Annotated in this window: 21 protein-coding genes; all 21 read right to left on the bottom strand. The window is 39.1% G+C overall.

Translation table 11 applies throughout. The features are described 5' to 3' along the window. Positions 1 to 53 precede the first annotated feature (53 nt). The 21 genes from mfd to JFV29_RS28240 all read right to left on the bottom strand — a co-directional run bounded on the left by mfd (position 54) and on the right by JFV29_RS28240 (position 21642). The gene (gene mfd, locus JFV29_RS28340; RefSeq protein WP_201187806.1) at positions 54 to 3590 is read right to left on the bottom strand and encodes a transcription-repair coupling factor; all 3537 of its coding nucleotides are present in this window, start codon (positions 3588 to 3590) and stop codon (positions 54 to 56) included. 170 nt (positions 3591 to 3760) lie between these two features. After that, positions 3761 to 3991: an anti-sigma-F factor Fin family protein gene (locus JFV29_RS28335; RefSeq protein WP_056525473.1), complete on the bottom strand. Its 231-nt coding sequence runs from the start codon at positions 3989 to 3991 to the stop codon at positions 3761 to 3763. Between the two features lie 98 nt (positions 3992 to 4089). Continuing rightward, complete coding sequence (gene pth / locus JFV29_RS28330) at positions 4090 to 4650, bottom strand: aminoacyl-tRNA hydrolase (protein WP_201187804.1); 561 nt, start codon at positions 4648 to 4650, stop codon at positions 4090 to 4092. Positions 4651 to 4912: 262 nt separating this feature from the next. Next, on the bottom strand, positions 4913 to 5551 hold the full coding sequence (locus JFV29_RS28325) for a 50S ribosomal protein L25/general stress protein Ctc (RefSeq protein WP_201187802.1): 639 nt from the start codon (positions 5549 to 5551) through the stop codon (positions 4913 to 4915). 179 nt (positions 5552 to 5730) lie between these two features. Continuing rightward, positions 5731 to 6483: an ATP-binding cassette domain-containing protein gene (locus JFV29_RS28320; RefSeq protein ID WP_201187800.1), complete on the bottom strand. Its 753-nt coding sequence runs from the start codon at positions 6481 to 6483 to the stop codon at positions 5731 to 5733. Positions 6484 to 6496: 13 nt separating this feature from the next. Next, complete coding sequence (gene ssuC, locus JFV29_RS28315; RefSeq protein ID WP_201187798.1) at positions 6497 to 7276, bottom strand: aliphatic sulfonate ABC transporter permease SsuC; 780 nt, start codon at positions 7274 to 7276, stop codon at positions 6497 to 6499. Next, the gene (ssuD, locus tag JFV29_RS28310; protein WP_201187796.1) at positions 7245 to 8417 is read right to left on the bottom strand and encodes an FMNH2-dependent alkanesulfonate monooxygenase; all 1173 of its coding nucleotides are present in this window, start codon (positions 8415 to 8417) and stop codon (positions 7245 to 7247) included. Before ssuD ends, ssuC begins: the two co-directional genes overlap by 32 nt. A gap of 13 nt (positions 8418 to 8430) precedes the next feature. After that, entirely contained in the window at positions 8431 to 9411 is a 981-nt protein-coding gene (locus tag JFV29_RS28305; RefSeq protein WP_201187793.1) for a sulfonate ABC transporter substrate-binding protein, read from the bottom strand. Positions 9412 to 9749: 338 nt separating this feature from the next. Beyond that, positions 9750 to 10703, bottom strand: coding sequence for a ribose-phosphate diphosphokinase (locus JFV29_RS28300; RefSeq protein WP_053348997.1), 954 nt, complete (start codon positions 10701 to 10703; stop codon positions 9750 to 9752). A gap of 15 nt (positions 10704 to 10718) precedes the next feature. Further along, on the bottom strand, positions 10719 to 12092 hold the full coding sequence (gene glmU, locus JFV29_RS28295) for a bifunctional UDP-N-acetylglucosamine diphosphorylase/glucosamine-1-phosphate N-acetyltransferase GlmU (protein WP_201187791.1): 1374 nt from the start codon (positions 12090 to 12092) through the stop codon (positions 10719 to 10721). Between the two features lie 687 nt (positions 12093 to 12779). Beyond that, entirely contained in the window at positions 12780 to 13076 is a 297-nt protein-coding gene (gene spoVG / locus JFV29_RS28290) for a septation regulator SpoVG (RefSeq protein WP_034316332.1), read from the bottom strand. 198 nt (positions 13077 to 13274) lie between these two features. Next, entirely contained in the window at positions 13275 to 13649 is a 375-nt protein-coding gene (locus JFV29_RS28285; RefSeq protein WP_053348999.1) for a RidA family protein, read from the bottom strand. 12 nt (positions 13650 to 13661) lie between these two features. Next, on the bottom strand, positions 13662 to 14486 hold the full coding sequence (gene purR, locus JFV29_RS28280; protein ID WP_053349000.1) for a pur operon repressor: 825 nt from the start codon (positions 14484 to 14486) through the stop codon (positions 13662 to 13664). 61 nt (positions 14487 to 14547) lie between these two features. Further along, positions 14548 to 15417: a 4-(cytidine 5'-diphospho)-2-C-methyl-D-erythritol kinase gene (gene ispE / locus JFV29_RS28275; RefSeq protein WP_053349001.1), complete on the bottom strand. Its 870-nt coding sequence runs from the start codon at positions 15415 to 15417 to the stop codon at positions 14548 to 14550. 323 nt (positions 15418 to 15740) lie between these two features. Further along, entirely contained in the window at positions 15741 to 15917 is a 177-nt protein-coding gene (locus JFV29_RS28270) for a small, acid-soluble spore protein, alpha/beta type (RefSeq protein ID WP_053349002.1), read from the bottom strand. Between the two features lie 151 nt (positions 15918 to 16068). After that, positions 16069 to 16320: a biofilm formation stimulator Veg gene (veg, locus tag JFV29_RS28265; protein WP_034316343.1), complete on the bottom strand. Its 252-nt coding sequence runs from the start codon at positions 16318 to 16320 to the stop codon at positions 16069 to 16071. Between the two features lie 312 nt (positions 16321 to 16632). Further along, positions 16633 to 17511, bottom strand: a complete 879-nt coding sequence (yabG, locus tag JFV29_RS28260) for a sporulation peptidase YabG (protein ID WP_201187789.1) — start codon at positions 17509 to 17511, stop codon at positions 16633 to 16635. Positions 17512 to 17721: 210 nt separating this feature from the next. Then, the gene (gene rsmA, locus JFV29_RS28255) at positions 17722 to 18600 is read right to left on the bottom strand and encodes a 16S rRNA (adenine(1518)-N(6)/adenine(1519)-N(6))-dimethyltransferase RsmA (protein WP_201187786.1); all 879 of its coding nucleotides are present in this window, start codon (positions 18598 to 18600) and stop codon (positions 17722 to 17724) included. Continuing rightward, entirely contained in the window at positions 18593 to 19156 is a 564-nt protein-coding gene (gene rnmV, locus JFV29_RS28250; protein ID WP_201188168.1) for a ribonuclease M5, read from the bottom strand. Before rnmV ends, rsmA begins: the two co-directional genes overlap by 8 nt. Positions 19157 to 19444: 288 nt before the next feature. After that, positions 19445 to 20635, bottom strand: a complete 1191-nt coding sequence (locus JFV29_RS28245) for a G5 and 3D domain-containing protein (RefSeq protein WP_201187784.1) — start codon at positions 20633 to 20635, stop codon at positions 19445 to 19447. Between the two features lie 239 nt (positions 20636 to 20874). Then, positions 20875 to 21642 carry a TatD family hydrolase gene (locus tag JFV29_RS28240; RefSeq protein ID WP_053349006.1) on the bottom strand — a complete coding sequence of 256 codons (768 nt, stop codon included), beginning with the start codon at positions 21640 to 21642 and terminating at the stop codon, positions 20875 to 20877. Positions 21643 to 21754 lie beyond the last annotated feature (112 nt).

Genomic DNA, 21754 nt, shown 5'->3' with positions numbered 1-21754 from the left:
TTTTTACCATAACATCTTAAAAACAGACAACTTCAAAAAGACAATCATTTTCTTTAATTTTTTGTTGCTTGAATTTCTTTTTTTACATGTTGTAAGCCTTTAGCCATCTCAAAGAGGATGTCTAACCACTTGCTTTGTTCTACACCTTTAATGTGTAAAACAAGCTTCATTCGATTGCCATCCATACCAAAGCCAACCATACGGCCGTACTTTGATCCTAGCTCAAATACCTTTTGTCCATCTACGCCGCTACTTACTTTTTCCCTGAGAAGAATGCTGATTTCCTGCTTCAATTGCTTAATGCTTTCAATTCCAGCTTTTTCAGCATACACCTTCATTTCAGCAATTAGAAATAAATAGGCGACTTCATCAGGATATTCACCGAATCGATCGAGCATTTCATCTTGTAATTCTTCCACTTCTTCTAGAGAAGTAATGCCTCTGAATCTTTTATACATTTCGATTTTCTGATGTCCATCCGCTATGTAGGCATCAGGGATATACGCATCTACTTCAACGTCAATTTCAAGTGAAGACTTTTCTTCAACTGGTTGATCATTACGTTTCGCCTCTACAGCTTCTTTCAGCATTTGAGAGTACAAATCAAAACCGACTGAATCGATGAAGCCATGTTGTTGAGCACCTAGTATATTCCCAGCTCCCCTGATGGATAAATCACGCATCGCAATTTTGAACCCTGATCCCAATTCTGTAAATTCCTTAATGGATTGGAGACGTTTTTCTGCTACTTCCGTCAAAACTTTATCTTTTCTGTAAGTAAAGAATGCATATGCTACCCGATTGGATCGCCCAACACGACCACGCAGCTGATAAAGTTGGGAAAGTCCCATTCTATCTGCTTCATTCACAATAAGTGTATTGACATTTGGAATATCCACACCGGTCTCTATAATAGTTGTACTTACTAAAACATCGTATTCGCCTTCTAAAAATCCAAACATAACAGCTTCTAGTTCCTGCTCAGACATTTGCCCATGTGCATATGTGACGCGGGCATCTGGCACCAACATGGAAATTTCTTCTGCTTTTCTTGCTATATCTTCTACCCGATTATAGAGAAAATAAACCTGACCATCCCTTGCCAATTCTCGCTCAATTGCTTCTGTTAACAGCGAGCCATTATACTCCATTACATACGTTTGGATTGGGAAACGGTTCTCTGGAGGTGTTTCGATGACAGACAAATCCCGCACGCCAAGCATGGACATATGGAGAGTCCTTGGAATTGGCGTCGCTGTCAAAGTCAATACATCGACATTGGTTTTTAAGCGTTTGATTTTTTCCTTATGCGTTACGCCAAACCGCTGTTCTTCATCAATAATAAGCAAGCCTAAGTCTCGATACACAATATCTTTGGATAAAATTCTGTGCGTACCCACAACGATATCCACCGTTCCGGCTTTTAATCCCTTTATCGTTTCCGTTTGCTGCTTTTTCGTCCGAAAACGACTCATAAGCCCAATCGAAATAGGATAGTCCTGAAAACGCTCTCTCAATGTTTCAAAATGCTGTTGGGCAAGGATAGTAGTTGGAACGAGAAAAGCAACCTGCTTGCCATCCATAATAGCTTTAAAAGCAGCGCGAATAGCTACCTCTGTCTTCCCATAACCAACATCACCACATAATAAACGATCCATTGGCCTTTCACGTTCCATATCTTTTTTAATCTCTACAATAGAACGCAGTTGATCTTCTGTTTCGTTATAGGCGAATGATGTTTCAAATTCCCTCTGCATATCCCCATCAGGTGAAAAGGCATAACCCTTTGCCGCTTCCCTTTCTGCATACAGCTTGATTAAATCATCCGCAATATTCTCAACAGATGATTGAACCTTGCTTTTAACACGTTTCCATTCCGTCCCGCCTAATTTGTAAAGCTTCGGCTCCTTGCCTTCGGAACCGACATATTTTTGGACAAGATCAATTTGGTCAACTGGTACATACAGCTTGTCATCCGCCTGATACCGGATATGTAGATAATCCTTATGAACTCCATTGATGGTTAGCGTTTCAATCCCCAAATATTTCCCGATACCATGGTTAACATGAACGACATGGTCACCGATTTTCAGTTCGGAATAACTCTTTATTCGTTCCGCATTCGATAGTTTCTGCCTGCGAATTGATTTTTTAGATTTCTTATTAAATAATTCCGTTTCCGTAATAATACTAAATTTTTGCATAGGTAATTCAAAGCCACTGTTAAGGCTGCCGCGTAAAATCTGTACTTTCCCCGGAAGAATACTGTTCGCATCAAAAAGCTCTGCCGCTTCAATATCATAATCCTCTAAAACCGAATGCAGCTTTTTCACCCGTTCATCATCCTGGCCTAGTATAACGACTGTATACTTTCCTTTTTTCCAACGTTCCAGTTCAGTTTTAAACACGTTCATCTGTCCGTGGAAATTTTGCATTTGTTTACTGGCAAAATTCAGGATATTCTGAGGATTTGTATGCGGTACATGCCTTAAAAATAATGAAAGATACACAAACGGCCTGTTTGATTTCATAATTAATTCATGCATGGGATGAGCCAATTTAATATCATGGATAATCTGCCCTTGACTTAAAAGGTCGGTATACCATCCTGCCTCTTCCTTTTCCAAAGAATCATTGATTTCCTGGATTCTACTGATTTCATCTAAGAAAACTAAGCCATTTACAGGTAAATAGTCTATTAAACTAGCTGGTTCCTCATAAGCTAAACTTAAGTATTTAAAGATTTGGTCGGGCTTATTCCCCATTTTCAGCTGTTCAAGTTCAGAGCTGATCGTTTGAACCAATTGTTCCTTTGTTTTTTCATCTTTAAGCTTTTTCAAACTTTTACTTAATCCGCTTTCGAGTTTCGATATAATTCTTTCAATGTGCCTTTCTTCTAGCAAGGCCTCACTAACCGGACCGATTGTCACTTTTTGGAGCTTCTCAATTGATCGCTGATCTTCCGTAGAAAAGGTTCTAATGGAATCTATTTCTGTATCAAATAACTCAATTCGCATTGGATTAGGTTCCGTAATCGGATATATATCGATGATACCGCCCCGAATGCTGAATTCTCCTGGAGAGGCAACCATTTCCGCCCGGTTATAGCCCATTGCAATAAATTTATTAAGCGTTGGGTCAAGTTCAATTTCTTCACCTAGTTTAAATGTAAGCTGATGCCTCTTCCAAATATCCTTTGGAGGAAGCACACGGCGAACCCCAGGAATAGGCGCAATGACAATCCCTTTCTTTCCCTCCGTCCAAAAATTCAATGCCTCTACACGTTGGGCTCTTAATTCAGGACTGGCTACACTCAAATCAGCAGCAATTAACTCATTGGCGGGATAAATATATAGTTCATCCTCTGGGATAAAACTGGATAAATCCTCATGGAATTTTTGTGCTTGCAATAAATTATGGGTTACTAATAAAATCGGCCTGTTCGTCTTTTCATATACGGCCGCCAGCAGAAGTGATCTCGAAGAACCTGTTAGACCAGATACTATTTGTTCCTTAAGTCCCTCATCAATGCCGGCTATTAACGAATGAACATCATCTTGTTTGGAGAATAAGTTTTGCAATCCATTCACAATCTGTCCCTCCTCTCTTAACGTGCGAAAACCGTTTCAAGTCCTTGTATTTTTAACCCGGCATATTCAGCCAAGGTCTCTCTTTATTAACTGGTTCATTCTCTATCTTCATATCTTTAAAACAAAACAAACGGAAAAATGCTTTGGATTTTGTCCAAAGCCCTCTCCCGCTAATGAATAATATAATCGCTTTCATATAATTCAGGGTTTCTTTGCAGCGATTCATGACAATCTTCACATATCGCCCTCACATGCATATCTCCCTCAGAATCATAAACGATCATCTCTTGACGCTCTTCATCAGTAAGTTGATTAAAACCTAACTGCTCCGTACTCAGTGCGTGTGCCTCGATAGAACCCAGCTTAGTTCCACAATGTCGGCAACGATAATGGAGAGCCATTTGGTAACCCCCTATTTTGTAATAGTGTTAGTATGTACAAAAGTAAGGGGGATTTATTCAGCGAAAGATTTTATTCTTTACTTATATCTACTCTTAGCTTATTGGTTATATTCGTTCATGACCTGTATAAATGGTTTTTCCAACCAAGCTTCACAAGAAGCGGCGCTTTTTTCAATCGTAGCCCCTACATGATTCCATTCTTCTTGGGAGAAACGCCCCAATACATAGTCAGGTACTGGAACATGGCCGATTGGGCGACCGATACCTATTCTAATTCGGTTAAAATCTTGTGTACCCAAGTGAGAAATTGTAGATTTTATTCCATTATGACCGCCTGCACTTCCTTTTTGACGAAGACGGATTCTTCCTGGCGGTAAATCGAGGTCATCATATATAATAACCACATCCGCTATTTCCACCTTAAAGAAATGCATAACAGCCGAAATCGATTCACCTGATAAATTCATGTAGGTTAGCGGCTTAAGTAATAAAACCTTTTCTCCCCGTACCATTCCTACACCATAGATTCCCTTATGCTTGGCTTGATCGAGTGAGATCGACCACTTTTTAGATAACTCATCTATTACTTCAAAACCGACGTTATGCCGTGTTTTTTCATATTGTTTACCTGGGTTCCCTAACCCTACAATAATTTTCATGATTCACACTCCGTCATTACCGATATTTAGGGAGTTACGTGTGGACGAAAATTCTAAGATCAGAATGACCCTAGAAAAATAGTACCTCAATTTCAAGCTTACCTGCAAGCGACCGGAGAACTAATTAGAAATAAACTCTATTTAAAGAAATCAATTCCCAATAGTTTTACCAGATGTAAACGGACGCATACAGAAGTAGAAAAGACGTAACTCATTAAGAGCTACGCCTATTATACCATGACTTACTTGTTTAATCCCGGCATCATGACTCTGGTGAAGCCTTAGTCTCCCTGCCTTCTTCATTTTCAGGAATACCGCCATCTTGCTGTTCACCTGTACTAATTTCCTCTTCCTGACGAGGCGCCAATACGGAGGCAACGACTTCTTCACCATCGTTGTTAATTGTAACTTGCTGATTTGTTTGAATGTCAGATATGTAGATTGTATCGCCGACCTGAAGCTCAGTAACATCAACATTAATGGATTCGGGAATATCATTAGGCTTAGCCGTAACCGTTACTTCATGAAGAGACTGCTGTAGAACACCACCGTCTTTCACCCCTTTACAGACACCGGTAAGGTTGATGCGTACTTGTGCCTGTAATTGAGCAGACATATCTACAATTAAAAAGTCAGCATGATAAATGAAATTCTTTATCGGATCCTTTTGATAATCAGAGAGCATGACTTTAAATTCAGTTCCATTCAAGTCAAGAGAAATAATACCATTTCGTCCTATTTCTTTCATTATTTTTTGAAGTTCAATATTATTGACTGAGATGGCCGTATTGCCGTTTTGATTACCATATACAATAGCAGGGATTTCTCCGCTTTCTCTCAAGTTCCTTAAATTAGAGTGTTTTAAATCCGTACGTTCTTTTGCAGCTAATAAATTACTCATACATCCTCCGCCTTCCTAAAATATTAATTACAGGTTCACTATAATTAACAGTTCCCTAAATAGCGGTGTATTAAACATGAAAGGAATGACAGAAAGCTCTAATATTAACTTAAACGAATGATAAACAAAGAAAAGTATCGAATGGAATTCTTTTTTCCTCACTCATTCAATTACAGACTTTATGCATGAATCGCCTTTTTTTCTACCTGCTCCTCAACTTGCATGACTCTATTAAGAATTTGGCCAGCCAAGGATGAGTAAAGAATATTGTCCTTTTTCCGTGGCCTCGGTAGATTAATTTCCTTATTCATAACCACTTTGCCCTCTTCAATTAATATGACCCGGTCAGCCAGCGTAACCGCTTCTTCCACATCATGTGTAACGAGTAAGGCAGTAAAGTCTCTTTTTCTCCATAATTCTTCAATTAACCTTTGCATCTCGATTCTTGTCAAAGCGTCCAGCGCCCCTAATGGTTCATCCAAAAGAAGAATGTCAGGTTCGTTCACCAATGCCCTAGCTAAGGCAACCCTTTGTCTCTGCCCTCCCGATAGAACCGATGGCCATTCATATGCTCGGTCTGCCAGCCCCACCTGCTCTAGTAGCTCTATAGCTTTTGGCTTCCAATCCCCTTTTAAACCAACACCAACATTTTGAAGAATTTTTTTCCAAGGGAAAAGCCTCCCATCCTGAAACATCGTGCGGGATGATCGATTCAGTCCGTTTAATGACTCGCCATCCACCAGTATCTTCCCTTCCGTTGGTTCATCCAGGCCTGCCGCAAGACGTAGTAAGGTACTTTTCCCGCATCCACTCTTGCCGACAATAGCTACGAATTCCCCTTTTTTAAAAGTAAGGTTTATTCCCTTTAAAACTTCAAAACCTCCAAAATCCTTCCTAATATTCTGCAGCTCCAATGAACTTCCACTTTTCATATAAAAGGCCTCCTCATTGGTATGATGGATGCCATTTCAAGCATCTTTTTTCTATTACCTTGGCAAAAACATCTGATATTTTCCCTAATAAAGCATATAAGAGAATACTGAGTACAACGATATCCATTCTCATGAATTCCCTGGCATTCATAGCCATATACCCAATTCCAGAATTGGCGGATATCGTTTCCGCGACTATTAATGTGACCCACATAATTCCAAGCGAAAAGCGGATGCCCACTAAAATGGATGGAAAAGCTGCAGGGAGAATCACGTTCCAGAATAAAGAAAAACCGCTTAACCCATAAACCTTCGCCGCTTCAATTAAACCTTTATCGACCGACTTCACACCATGAAACGTATTTAAATAGATCGGGAATAGAACTCCTAAGGCCACTAGGAATATTTTCGCTTCTTCCTCAATACCAAACCAAAGGATTACGAGCGGAATCAAGGCTAAATGTGGGATGTTTCGCAACATCTGAAGCGAAGTATCGAATAATGTTTCAGCAATGGTTGAAAGCCCATTTAACATACCAAGTACAAAACCAATAATCCCACCAATCAAAAAGCCGATTAAGGCACGCTGGGCACTGATGCCGATATAGTCTATAAGTTCTCCTGTTTTCAATAAAGCAATGCCTGCTTTAAGTACTTCAGTCGGGGCAGGTAATATCCGCTCCGACAGAATGCCCCACAATGACAGCAACTGCCAAGCTACCAGTAGAAAAACAGGTACAAGCCACGTTATGAAAGGGAACTTATTGAACTTTTTGTTTAACTTTTTCTTCATGTTTATTTTCACTTCCTTTTGTAGGGTAGTGGTTGTTGGCTAATATTTCTCCAAATGGACTCGTAGCTTTTGACACGGGACCTTGCAGCTGTTCAACAGGGAGTATAGGGAATAACAGTTCCGCCACTCGATATGCTTCTTCTAAATGAGGATAGCCAGATAAAACAAAGGATTCTACCCCAATTTCCTCATATTCTTTCATTCGTGCAGCAACGTTCTCTGCGCTTCCGACTAATGCTGTACCGGCGCCACCACGCACAAGACCTACACCTGCCCATAGGTTAGGGCTGATTTCAAGGGAATCCCTACTGCCGTTATGAAGTTGGGACATCCTCTTCTGACCAACTGAATCAAACCGCTCGAAAATCTTTTGTGAATTTTCGATCATTTCATCATCTACATATTTAATGAGTTCATCTGCTGCCTGCCAAGCCTCTTCTTCTGTTTCCCTTACAATGACATGCATACGGATACCAAATCGAACTTCGCGGCCGTACTCTGCTGCCTTTTTACGAACTTTTTCAATTTTTTCAGCCACTTGTGCTGGTGGTTCACCCCAAGTTAAATACACATCAATATGCTTTCCTGAAATATCAATGGCCGGGTCAGATGAACCTCCAAAGTATAGTGGAGGGTAAGGTTTTTGTACCGGAGGCAACAGAATATTCCCACCTTCAACCTTCAAGTGCTCCCCTTCAAAATTCACCTGTTCTTCAGACATTTCCGCTCTCCAAATATCCAAAAATTCATCTGTTAACCTATAACGATCCGTATGGTTCAGAAATACACCATCACCAGCCAATTCGACAGGATCTCCTCCAGTTACTACATTGATTAGAAGGCGACCACCCGACAGCCGGTCAAAGGACGCAGCCATCCGGGCTGCCAAGGTCGGTGACATTAAACCTGGACGAATGGCTACTAAAAATTTCATTCTTTCCGTTGCAGATATTAACGAAGATCCCACTACCCAGGCATCTTCACAAGACCGTCCAGTTGGAAGTAATGCTCCTTCAAACCCAAGATGGTCAACTGCCTGAGCAATTTGCTTCAAATAAGGAAGTGTAATAGGTCTCCCACCCTTAGTTGACCCTAAATAACGACTTTCTCCATGTGATGGAATAAACCAAAATACTTTCATTTTTATTTCCCCCTTAATTTTTTTTAACATCTATTGATGCATCGAAAACATTTACTTCGGTTGGAATTAATTTAAGATTGTAAAATGTATCAGCAATTTTTTGTTGGTCGTTCAGAGCCGTTTTTGAAATTTCCTCTAGTCCATATTCTTTTCTTTTTAATGTTTTATCTAATGCCTCAACACTCATCCCAATCTCTGGAGCTAAGAACTCTGCAACATCCTTTGGGTTTTCTTCAATCCACTTATCTACTTTTTTCAATTCCTCTTTAATAATTTTCAAGACTTCTTTATTCTCTGCGAATGTATCCGTTGCCAAAAAGAATTCTCGATTCGCCACTAATCCTTCTCCATCCTGAATCGTTTTTGTTTCAAGTTCTAGTTCCGCTGCAGATAAAAATGGGTCCCATATTACCCAAGCATCAATCTGATTTCCTTCAAAAGCAGCCCTCGCATCAGCCGGTGGCAAGTAGACGGGCTGAATATCGTCAAGAGTAAGATCCGCCTCCTCTAATGCTTTAACTAATAAATAATGAACATTGGACCCTTTATTCAAGCCTACTTTCTTGCCTTTTAAATCTTCCACACTCTTTATAGGCGAATCCTTTTGCACGACTATGGCTTCTCCTGAGGGGTTTGCTGGCTGATTAGCCACATAGACAAGTGGGGCCTTAGCAGCCTGTGCAAATATCGGTGGTGCCTCTCCTGTGTGCCCAAAATCAAGACTTCCAACATTCAAAGCCTCAAGCAGCTGAGGCCCAGCAGGAAATTCAGTCCACTTAACGGTATAACCCACTTCTTTTAAACGTGTTTCCAGCTCTCCTTTTGATTTTAAAATATTTAATGTCCCGAATTTTTGATAGCCGATTCTGATAGTCTTATCACTTTCTTTTGCGTTAGCACTCTTTGTACTGCTTTTTTCCTGCCCACATGCTCCTAATACCAGCATAATGATGCTAAGAATACTCAGTATCCACACATTGCGTTTTTTTTCCATACTCTACACCCCTCATAAAACTGATTTGTATAAAATAAAAAGCTCCTTTTCTTCACCAAAAGTACAATAGGTCAAAAAGATGCCTAATGTGAGATGGTAAGTGAAAAGGAGCCTTCGGTAGCCCGATCGGCCATTTAATTTGTGAGCTTTTTTCTTACTCAGAACCAGAAAGAGAGTTTTTTCTTTAGATTCATAAAATATAAATTGAATATGTATACATATTAATATCAGTATTCGCACCTGTCAACTAAGAATTAATTTATTTTCGGAATAATTCAAATATTTTATATAAAAAAACATGGCGGACACTAGGCCCACCATGTTTTCTTTATTTTTTATCAATCAAATAATGTGCTAACAGATTGTTCTTCATGAACACGAATAATTGCTTCCGCAATCAAAGGAGCTACAGAAAGCCCAACAATTTTATCGATTTTCTTGTCTTCAGATAGAACAATCGAATTTGTTACGACCAGTTCCTTGATAGTTGAATTTTGAATCCGTTCGATAGCAGGGCCCGACAGGACTGGGTGTGTACAACAAGCATAGACTGCTTTCGCACCATTCTCTACAAGTGCATTAGCTGCAAGTGTAATAGTACCTGCTGTATCGATGATGTCATCAATCAGGATTGCCGTTTTACCTTCAATATTACCGATGATGTTCATGACTTCAGCCACATTCGGTCTTGGACGACGCTTATCGATAATAGCAATCGGTGCTTTTAAGCGATCTGCCATTTTACGGGCACGCGTTACTCCACCGTGATCCGGAGAAACGATGACAATGTCACTTAGATCTTTTTCTTTGAAGAAATCAGCTAAAATTGGAACTGCAACAAGGTGATCAATTAGAATATCAAAGAAACCTTGGATTTGTGGCGCGTGTAGATCCAATGTGATGACACGATGGGCACCAGCTGTTTCTAAAAGATTCGCTACAAGTTTAGCTGTAATTGGTTCACGAGCACGTGCTTTACGGTCTTGTCGAGCATAACCGTAATAAGGCATTACTATATTGATTGTTTTAGCTGAAGCACGTTTTAGAGCATCGATCATAATTAAAAGTTCCATTAAATTTTCATTGACTGGTTGGCTTGTTGATTGGATTACGTAAACGTCACAACCACGAATACTTTCTTCAATATTAATCTGAACTTCACCGTCACTGAAACTTGTTACGCTACATTTCCCAAGTTCAACACCGATTGCAGCAGCAATTTCTTGAGCTAAATCAAAGTTTGAATTTAAAGAGAATACTTTTAAATTAGGATCTAAATACTGATTTGACATGATGACCTCCGTGGGTTAATTATTAAATTTTAACTTTTTCACATAATCTTCTTTGTTTACTTGACGAGCACGAGCAACAGATAAAGCTTCCTGCGGTACATCTTGAGTGATGGTTGACCCAGCAGCTACATATGCCCCTTTTCCTATCGTTACAGGTGCAACAAGATTAGAATTACAGCCTATAAAAACATCGTCTTCAATCTTCGTCAAATGTTTATTTGTACCGTCATAATTCACGGTAATAGATCCGCAGCCAATATTAACATTCTCTCCAACCTCTGCATCCCCAATATAACTCAAATGAGAGGCTTTGCTTCCTTTACCAAAAACGGTTTTTTTAATTTCGACAAAATTACCGATTTTTACAGAATCCTGAATATCGGATTGAGGTCGAACATGTGCAAAAGGACCGATTTTAACTAAACTTCCAATACTGCTTTCGTGTACAACCGATTGGTGAATTTCAGTTCCATCACCAATTTCACAATCACTAATCTCCGAATTAGGACCAATCAGGCAATCCTGCCCGATAATACTTTTCCCTTTAATCAATGACCCAGGATAAATAACCGTATCCTGCCCAATTTTCACATCAGCTTCAATAAACGTTGTAAGTGGATCGATAATCGTTACACCATTTCTCATATGTGATTCATTGATACGACTCCGTAGAGTTTGCTCAGCCTGCGATAAAGCCACTCGGTCGTTTACACCCAATGTCTCATCAAAATCACTTGATTGAAAGGCTGTCACCGATTCGCCTTCTTCTTTTAAAATTTCAATAACATCCGGCAAATAATATTCACCTTGGACATTATCATTTGAAACTTTTTTCAGCGCGCTAAATAATGCCTGATTATCGAAACAATATGTACCGGTATTTATTTCCTTAACATATCTTTCTTCATCTGATGCATCCTTATGCTCGACGATCTTTTCAACCAGGCCGTTCTCACTGCGAAGAACTCTTCCATAGCCATCCGGATTATCCGCATATGCTGTCAGAATCGTTGCTTTCGCCTTACTTTGCTCATGCAATGTTATAAGCGCTTCCATCGTCTCTGCTTTGATTAACGGTGTATCTCCGCAAATAACAAGGGTAATTCCACTCTTATCGGATAAAACGTCTCCCGCTTGCATTACAGCATGTGCCGTGCCTAATTGCTGCTCTTGTAATGCATACTTGCAAGAATCACCAAGCTGTTCTTGAACTTTTTCAGCTCCATGGCCGATAACTGTTACAATATCTTCTATCTGAAGTTGATTGACTTGATCGATAACATGTTGTACCATTGGTTTTCCGCAAACAGGGTGTAAAACCTTGTAAAGCTTAGATTTCATCCTAGTACCTTGCCCAGCGGCCAAAATTATTGCATAGCGATTACTCATAACAGGCCTCCATTTTCACCTTTTTATCCACTAAAAATATTATCTCAAATAGTGATTCATTTCAAGGTAACAATTAAAAGTACATATTATTGTCAACAGCTAATTCAAGAAAAAGTTCAATTTTCTACCTACTTGCAAACTTTATTTTTGATGTTTTAGTATTTATTAAATCCTTTACATATTAATTATTTGCCTACAAAAATGAGATTTTTTCATTATCCCCTTAATGGCTAGAAGTACACAAATGATATCTCCTCACCCTTTTTAATACGTTCCACTCCTTATGTTAAAGCATTGCTACAATTGCATTTTGCCCTATGTAAACATCATTTAGAAGCACAACCACTGTTGTAAACTTCCATTCCGAATCCGAGTTACCTAGTCATTTCACATTCAGACTTTCACAGGTTACGTTAACATTTTTACAAAATAGTTAAAATGCCTTTTAACTAAAAATAATAAAAAATTAGTGTGTCCAAAAATGTTTAAAAAATAAAAAGAGGGGGTATTTAAATTTTTGAAGATATTAACATAAATAATACAAAATAATACAATAGTGGAACAAAAAGCGATTAAAGTTGTTAAGTAAAAAAACTATTCTGTTTTGAAACAATAAAAAAGAGCACTACTTATGAAGTAGGCTCTAGATGCACGAATTTTAAATTTAAAGTTCAAAATTAAGAGTGATTAAGAAGCTCCAGCTCCCGCTTCCTCTAATTCAGTTTCAAGTTCTCCTAATCGATGATATTCTGTCAAGACAGCTTCTTGAATTTTCCCGCGTGTAGAGGAATTGATTGGATGTGCGATATCTCGGAATTCTCCATCTGGAGTTCGTTTACTTGGCATTGCTACAAATAAACCATTGTTTCCGTCGATTACACGAATATCATGAACCACAAATTCATTATCCAGTGTAATTGATGCGATAGCTCTCATACGACCATCCGTATTCACACGGCGTAATCTTACGTCAGTTACTTCCATTTAAGCTCACCATCCCTTTTTGTTGTTGTTAAAACTTAAAGTACATATTCAACAAAAAAACGTGAACTCCTTCTATTATCTGTAAGTTTTTTAGAAAATTCAGCCTAGTTTTCAAAAAAATAAAAATCCCCCTTAAATTTCAGGGAAAATGCCCATGACGAATTCCCCCTAAAAGAAGACAAAATAAAAAACGCCCGTTTATTTAACGAGCGCAACCACTTCTATTTCCACTAGTGCATCTTTAGGAAGACGTGCAACCTCTACACAAGAGCGTGCAGGCTTATGACTTGAAAAATATTCCCCGTATACCTCATTAATTGAACTGAAATCGTTCATACTTTTAATAAATACTGTAGCTTTAATGACTGTTTCTAAAGAGGCGCCTGCTTCTTTCAATACAGCCTGAAGATTTTTAAACACTTGATGTGTTTGTTCTTTAACATCTCCTGTTACCATTTCACCAGAAGCAGTAAGAGGAATTTGACCTGAACTGAAAAATAACTTATCTACGATCACGCCTTGTGAATATGGACCAATTGCAGCTGGTGCTTCATTCGTATGTATCGTTTTCATGAAAAATTCCCCCTAATTCTTTTTCGTAAGATAATTGCCACGACTGACATTTATTTTCTTATCTCTTTCAACTACCTGCGTCAATTTAATTAATGAAACATAGTCCTCTACGAGACATTCTTCTGTATGTTCGGATTCCACTAGCACGGCAATTCCGGCAACGGTAGCCTTAAATTCATCCAGCAAGCTGACCATACCATTAATCGTACCTCCAGCTTTCATGAAATCATCAACAATCAATACATTCGAACCCTCTACCAGACTTCTTTTTGAGAGCACCATTGTCTGAATTCTCTTTGATGAGCCAGAAACATAGTTAATACTCACTGTAGAACCTTCTGTTACTTTATTATTTCTTCTTACTATGACAACAGGAACATTCAAATAATTTGCCACTGCGTATGCTAATGATATCCCTTTGGTTGCCATTGTCATGATGACTGAGACATTTTTTTTAGCATACATGGAAGCGATTATTCTGCCAACCTTATTCACCGTTTGCGGATGTCCTAATATGTCGGTCATATACAGATAGCCGCCCGGAAGTAGCCTTTCAGGACTAGCGATTGTATCGCATAGTTCATCTATAAAGGCATTGGCTTCATCTTCCTTGATGGAAACAATATATTTCACTCCACCCGCGGCACCTGGCACGGTCGTTAAAGACCCTATACCGCGTTGTTCAAAGGTATCTTTAATGATTGTTAAATCCTCACTTATCGAAGATTTGGCAGAACTATACCTTTCAGCAAAGTAGGTCAGCGAAACAAGTTCCCCTGGATGTTCTAATAAATAATTTGTCATATCGACTAGCCTCTCGCTGCGACGAAATTTCATTGAAACACCCCCTTTGTAAATTCCGAATATTATATTGCAACTATACCATTAATGTACGTATCTATTCAAGGTCGTTTCGATCACCTAACAAGCGCACTGCATAGACTTGATCACAAAATCCGCGAAGACCATTATAAATTCTTTGCATGCGGGAATCATGTTCCACCAAACCAAAAACGGTCGGACCGCTTCCGCTCATTAAGACAGAATCTGCTCCAAATGTCTTCATTTGATCTTTAATATTCGCAACCTCGGGATATAACTGCAACGTCACTTGCTCAAGTACATTCCCCAAACCTTGGCAAACATCTTGATAGCTGCTTTCCTTAATGGCTGAAATCATACTAGGGACATCAGGATGTTCCATTTTTGCAATTTGCAGCCTTTTGTAAATATCAGCAGTCGATACACCGATTGTCGGTTTAGCTAAAATAACCCAGCATTTTGGAGGTGCAGGAAGATGCGTGATTTTTTCCCCACGGCCCCTAGCCAACGCCGTACCCCCATACACACAAAATGACACATCAGAGCCAATCTCAGCTCCAATTTCCGCAAGCTCATCCATAGAAAGTCCAAGCTTCCACAGTCTATTCAAACCTCTTAATGTAGCAGCGGCATCACTGCTTCCACCTGCAAGTCCTGCTGCTACAGGTATATTTTTCTCTATAGTAATAGAAACACCTTTATTAATTCCAAAACGTTCCTTTAGGATAAATGCAGCTTGATAAGCTAAATTCCGATGATCATCCGGAACAAATCGATTATGGGATAGAATCTGAATGTGATTTCCCTTTATTTCTTTTAGTTCAATTCTATCGGCAAGGTCGACTGTCGTCATGATCATTTCTACCTCATGATACCCATCAGGCCGTTTGAAAAGCACATCCAAAGCCAAATTAATCTTAGCCGGGGCTTTTTCCATAAGCTTCAATATGTCCACCTACTTTAACGTTCTTAAAAGTTCTTGTCCTATTTTATCATATTTGTTTATATTCTAAAGGTTTTTTCATCGTAATTTCAATGTATTGAAGTGGAGATTGAACTATAGAGGGGAATAGTCACCTATAGACACTTGGAAGAAGGGATCGCTCCTACTCCACAAAAAGTGTGAATATGCAGCCGATTTGTATTGATCCATGCATAAAAAAACCAGACTCCATATCTACAATGTAAGCATAAATGAATATGGCTATACATTGTAGAAAGAGTCTGGCCTTGTTTATAAGGACAGCATGATTCCATTTAGTGTTTGTCTTACTCTTTATCCACCAATTGACGTTGTGCTTTTTCGACAGCTAGTTTTACCATGTTTCCTGCGTCCCGAGCTCGAATTCCTCCCCAGCCCTCTTTCTGGACAACATCGTAAAATCCAAGTTCTTTTGCCAATTCCTCTTTAAAGCCTTCTGACATAATCCCTTTTTTTCTACTCAAGCGAAACAACCCCTTTCACATGCTGTCACATGCCTAGTGTTTGCATCATACGCTATTTCATAACACCCTTTTTCATCCTAAACTAGTTAGTATTAGATATTTAACACAAAACAAAAAGCAGCAAACATAATTGTTCGCTGCCTCCTCTAAGTTACATCTCTTGTTGTTTGTTTAAAAATGTTAGTTCCACGGTTTCCGTTAAAACATCCGCATAGCTGTAAGATACTCTTTCAAACGCATTTTCATCTTGGTCGAGCTCAATTACAAAAACAGCCGGATAAGTTTCCGCCAAAGTTCCAAAACGTTCTACAGTCTTTCTTCTTCCACCGTTTGCTTTTAAAAGCAATCTTTTACCTAGGTTTGAATCAAGTGCAGTTTTAATATCAGCTAGAGTTTTTGGCATTTTCGGTCCACCTCACTAAGTTTAGTATATCACAAATTGTAAATATACGCAAACAAAATAATAAATTATATCAGCACTTAAAAATGTAGTCAATATATTTTTACCTGAAATTCGGCAAAATCGCGAACATTTTTATTATATCCTGGTAAATGAGAAAATATGTAAACGAACTATTCATTATAAAATATGCCGAATTTTCGTAAATAAATCCACTTCTAGGCTCTTTTCATCTAGAAAAAGCAGATTATTTGTTATGATATCCGAATTCTAACATGATAAAAGCGAGCTGCATTCTTTCAAAATGCAGCTCGTTTATTCTTCCTGAAATGGCTTAAAGGGAAGCCCTGTCCGCAGCACCCCTTTTGTTTCAACTCCACCTAAACCTTTCTCTCCCGTTAACGTATTCCGAAGAACATCCCATACATGGATATGTTCTATAAAAGGCGTAAAGCTTACCTTCCCGACAATATATACTGGATCAAGAGCATGTATATTAACACGTGAAGGTGAGCTTGCGAAATTGGCCCCAGCTTGGATAAGGGATTCAAAATGGGATTGACAAGCTCCTGCAAATATAATCAATTGATCCAAATGAGATACCTTCTTCCTCGCCTCTCGTACGGTCTGTACAAAGTCCCTTGAGTGACGATAGGCATTGATATCGCTCATTGGTCCTTTTGATTTAGAATAGGCATCATGACCAGTGACAACAAGGATATCCGGCCTGTAATGGTCCAATAACCCCCCTATTCGCTGGGCCATTTCCTTTTCGTTGCAATAGACACCGTTAACTGGAATACCGAATTTCTGATATAAATCCAGGCATTTCCTAAGGTAGGAAGCATCACCGTCCACATGAAGCACCCTGCCTGGTATCTGAAAATATTCGCCACTATAGCGGTACCCATTACTGGATAGATAGCCGCTTTTTTGTTGCTGCAGCTCTAAGTCCTGTGTTAATAAGCGGTAAGATTGTTCCTGAAGTACCTCATTGGACCTTTGTCGGACATTTCTCTCATTATCATTTATTATCATTAAGTCTTGAAAAGGTGCATCTGCAATCAATCGGATATCTTCCCCATAAAGAATCGCTTCACGTCTTCCATCAATATCACGGATATCGATTACTCGAAACAACACGTCGCATTTATAAGAAACCCGACCAACAATATCGTTTATTTGAATATTCATGGCCTCACCCCATGAGAAGACTTATTTTCAGCCCGCCCTAGATTATTTTCATTCTTAAGTTATGCGAACCATTCTTGAAAGGTGAAAGTAAAGGAGACTACATATATCTATTGGAAGAAGAAGTCTATTCCCCTAAGGCTATGCTTAGATAAAAAAAAGCCGGAAGCTGGGAGTAGACCCGTTCCGACTAAAACTTTTCTAACATTTACCTTATTTGAAATTCGGTAATAACGCATCACTCAAGCGGCCAAATTCCTTAATGCTTAGTGTTTCACCACGTCTTGTTGGATCCACGTCTGAGGCTTCGAGAGCGTCAAGGATAAGTTCTTTTTTCGATTTCCCATCTGGTAGTTGACTTGTTAAGTTATTTAAAATCGTTTTCCGACGTTGCGCGAAACTAGCCCGGGTAACAATAAATAAGAAATCCTCATCTTGTACTTCAACAATCGGCTTAACCCGCTTAGTCAGACGTATTACCGCTGAATCGACATTAGGTTGCGGCATGAAAACCGTTTTCGGCACAATCATCACTGTTTCTGCTTCGGTATAATATTGGATGGCGATGGATAAAGAACCATATTCCTTTGTCCCAGGTTTAGCAGCAATTCGATCAGCCACTTCTTTTTGCAACATACACACAATGCCTCTTATGGGAAGGTTCTCAGACAAAAGCTTTAAAATAATAGGTGTTGTGACATAGTAAGGTAGATTTGCAACAACCATCAAGTCTGAGATATCAGCGAATTCCTCTTCAATGACCTTTTTTACATCCGCTTTTAGAATATCCTCATGAATGATGTTCACATTGTTATAAGGTGACAGTGTATCCGATAAAATCGGCAGCAAACGCTGATCAATCTCAAAAGCCGTGACTTTTTTGCTACTTTTCGCTAGTTGTTCCGTCAAGGCGCCTATTCCCGGCCCAATTTCAATGGCGCCGCTTTCCTCGGTCAACTCAGCATGATCGACAATACGTTTCAAAATATTCGTATCAATTAAGAAGTTTTGGCCTAAGCTCTTTTTAAAAGAGAATCCGTGCTTCTTTAGTATTTCTTTCGTTCTGACAGGGGTTGCAATATCCTTATTCATGTTTTTCCTCCTGATTTATCTGTACAATTGCTTCATAAAAAGCCTCAGTTGATATTTGGAACATTTTTAATCTCTTATATAACTGTTTCCCATTTGTAAAACCAATCTTCAAGATAGAGCCAAGTCTTTCCCTTCGCTCTTTGGCACCTGATCCTCCGATTAAACCTGCATCTATTAAATCCTGCTGTGAAATCTCTTCTGAAGCCTCTTCATCCATTAATTGAGCGTCTTTCAAGGCATTACGAATTGCTTCAGGGGAAGCGTGCTCCACACCTATCCCTCTCCCAGACTTAGGAAGTGCTTCTTTTTTCGTTAAAAAGGCGTGTTTACAGCCTTTTACTTGTTCTGAAATTATATTCCTGATTTTTTGTCCAGGAAAGTCCGGATCTGTAAAAATGATAACTCCTCGTGTCTCTTGTGCAAGCTTTACCTGCTCAATGCAGGATTCATTCACCGCAGAACCATTCGTTTCTATTGTATCAGCATTAACAGCCCTTTTTATCGCTACCGTATCATCTTTACCTTCTACAACAATTATTTCTTTGATTTTTTTCATGTTTTCCTCCATACAGAAAAGCGCAAGCGCAAGCACTTTGATTAGCTCTTTAAAACGGACTTTACTCAGATAGACAATTACCTTTTGAGTCATCGTTTTTCCCATGAGTTAGAATCTAGAACTAGACACCATTGCTAAATAAAAATAATTTTACCGCTTATTGTGGAAACCCTATGACTTATTGAATCGTCTATCTTATTAAAACAGTTTTACACTGGGGTTTTCAACAAATGGAAAATAAAACGTCAAAAAACAGGAGACAATTTATCTCCTGCGAGAGAAACCTTATTAGTTCAATACGCGAATCTTTACTTTCTTTACACCCCAGCGATATGCATCATTTTTTGAGGAAAAGAAGACATCTATCCTATTTCCCTTTATCGCTCCGCCTTTGTCAGCAGCTACTGCATAGCCATAACCTTCTACATATACTTTCGAACCCATTGGAATTACACTTGGATCGACCGCAATAATTTTGGCATCAGGATTACTCTTAAGGTCCACACCCGTTGAAGTAACACCTGAACAGCCCTTACAACTTGCTGTATAAGCCGTTGATGAAACATAAATCTCTTTTCCACTTGTAGAATTAACATTACTCGCTCCGCGTGATGCCTGAGCAACCGTCGTTTTTGTTCCGACCGTTATAACCTTATCCTGCTTTTTATTTACGACTTTTTCTGAAAGTAATTTTCTTTTGACCTCTTTGCCATTCTCCTTAATAACTTCATATTCCTTAGAAATGAGTCCGTCTTTTCCTTCTTTGACGATATTCTCTTTCCCTTTCGATAAGGAGTCATCTTTTTTAGTTATGACAGCAAAGTCCACTGGTTCTTCCACTACATCGGTGACTTTTTCAATTCGAATAACGTTTACCGTATTCTTAGCTTCAACTTTTTCGACTAATCCCGGCTCAACTCGATCCAAATCATTGAGCTTTACACCTTGTTGCTTTAAAAAGTCAGCGACAGTAGTCGAAGTTGACCATACCTGCTTTTCGTTTCCACCTACCACTAATTTTAGTGAAAAAGCCTTATCGATGGCAACTTCCATATTCGCTTCCATCTTCGTGTTTTTTGAAGGTGTGATTTTATCCTTCTCATTCACTTCAAGGTCTTGTTCCTTTAAAAATTCTTCCACCGTATCGGCTGTTGACCAAACCTCCTCAGTCTCTTCATCTTGTACCAAAGTAATTTTTTGAGCAGGCTTCCAGACAACTTCTAGATTATCCTCTACCTTACTGTCTCCTGAAGGGTGGACATAGTCCGCAGCTTGTACGGTAATCTCTAAATCTTTTAACATATCATTTACAGTAGCTGCGTGTGTCCGCACTACCTCTTTTTTTCCGTCCAGCATTATTGTAACAGTATGCTTTGTTCCTTGATGGATTAGTATTCCCAGTGCCGTAGAAACAAGAATCGCACTGCATATTGCAATTACCATTCTCTTCTTTCCTAGCTTGGGAATAAGGTTTTTCATAGTTTTTAATAGAATGAAAAACTCCTCCTTCCTCCCGGTGATTATATAGACATAGTTATCAAGCTGTCAACCCATTCACTTCTCATTCAGGAAATTACTACCTATTATGCATATTCTCTATTGAAAAGGAAAGGGCGAATTCTCGACATAATATGCCTATGATAGGAGTGAGATTTGTAGAAACCTTAAAAAATGCGATTTTAGTTAGCAGACCCCGGGAGATAGTGTCAAAAATGCTGTCAGTTAATGCCGAATAATTTCTTAGCATTATCCGTCGTCGCTTGAGAAACTTCCTCTACTGAAAGTTGTTTAATTTCAGCGATTTGTTCAGCGACAAGCTTCACATAGGACGGTTCATTACGCTTTCCTCTATAAGGGTGTGGTGCTAAATAGGGGCAGTCTGTTTCGATTAGTAGACGATCTAAAGGTACTGCAGCTGCCACCTCTTTTGGCTTTTTCGCATTTTTAAAGGTTACAGGACCTCCCAATGAAATATAGAAGTTCATATCAATACATTCCATTGCCGTTTCAGCACTACCACTAAAGCAATGCATGATGCCTCCTACTTCTGATGCCTCTTCTTCCTTTAATATGTTCACGATATCCGCGGTCGCTTCCCGATTATGGATGATAATGGGTAGACCTACCTTTTTAGCCAATCGGATTTGCTTCCTGAACACCTCCATTTGGATAGCTTTCGGTGATTTATCCCAATGATAGTCAAGTCCCATCTCTCCTATAGCCACAACCTTAGGATGAGAGGATAGTTCCTCAATCCATTTTAAGTCTTCTTCTGTCATATCTATCGCATCTACAGGATGCCAACCGACTGCAGCATACATAAAATCATAAGTTTCTATTAATTCCATCGCTCTAGTTATAGTTGGTCGGTCAAACCCGACGACAACCATATTATTCACTCCTGCTTCCTGTGCTCTTTCGATGACGTCTTCGAGGTCCTCGTTGAATTGCTCCGCATTTACATGCACATGTGTATCAAATAACATACTTTTCTTCCTTTCTAGCACTATTTTATAAAAAAATGAGAGTTTTATGTTTCACATTTAGGTAACAAAAATATTACAAATATTCCCTTTATGTATCAACACCAAATATATG

Origin of the sequence: Peribacillus sp. TH16, assembly GCF_016651095.1 — a bacterium.
Classification (GTDB): Bacteria; Bacillota; Bacilli; order Bacillales; family DSM-1321; genus Peribacillus; species Peribacillus butanolivorans.
The sequence above is the reverse complement of the archived record's forward strand: the minus strand, read 5'-3'. Positions and strand labels throughout refer to the sequence as shown.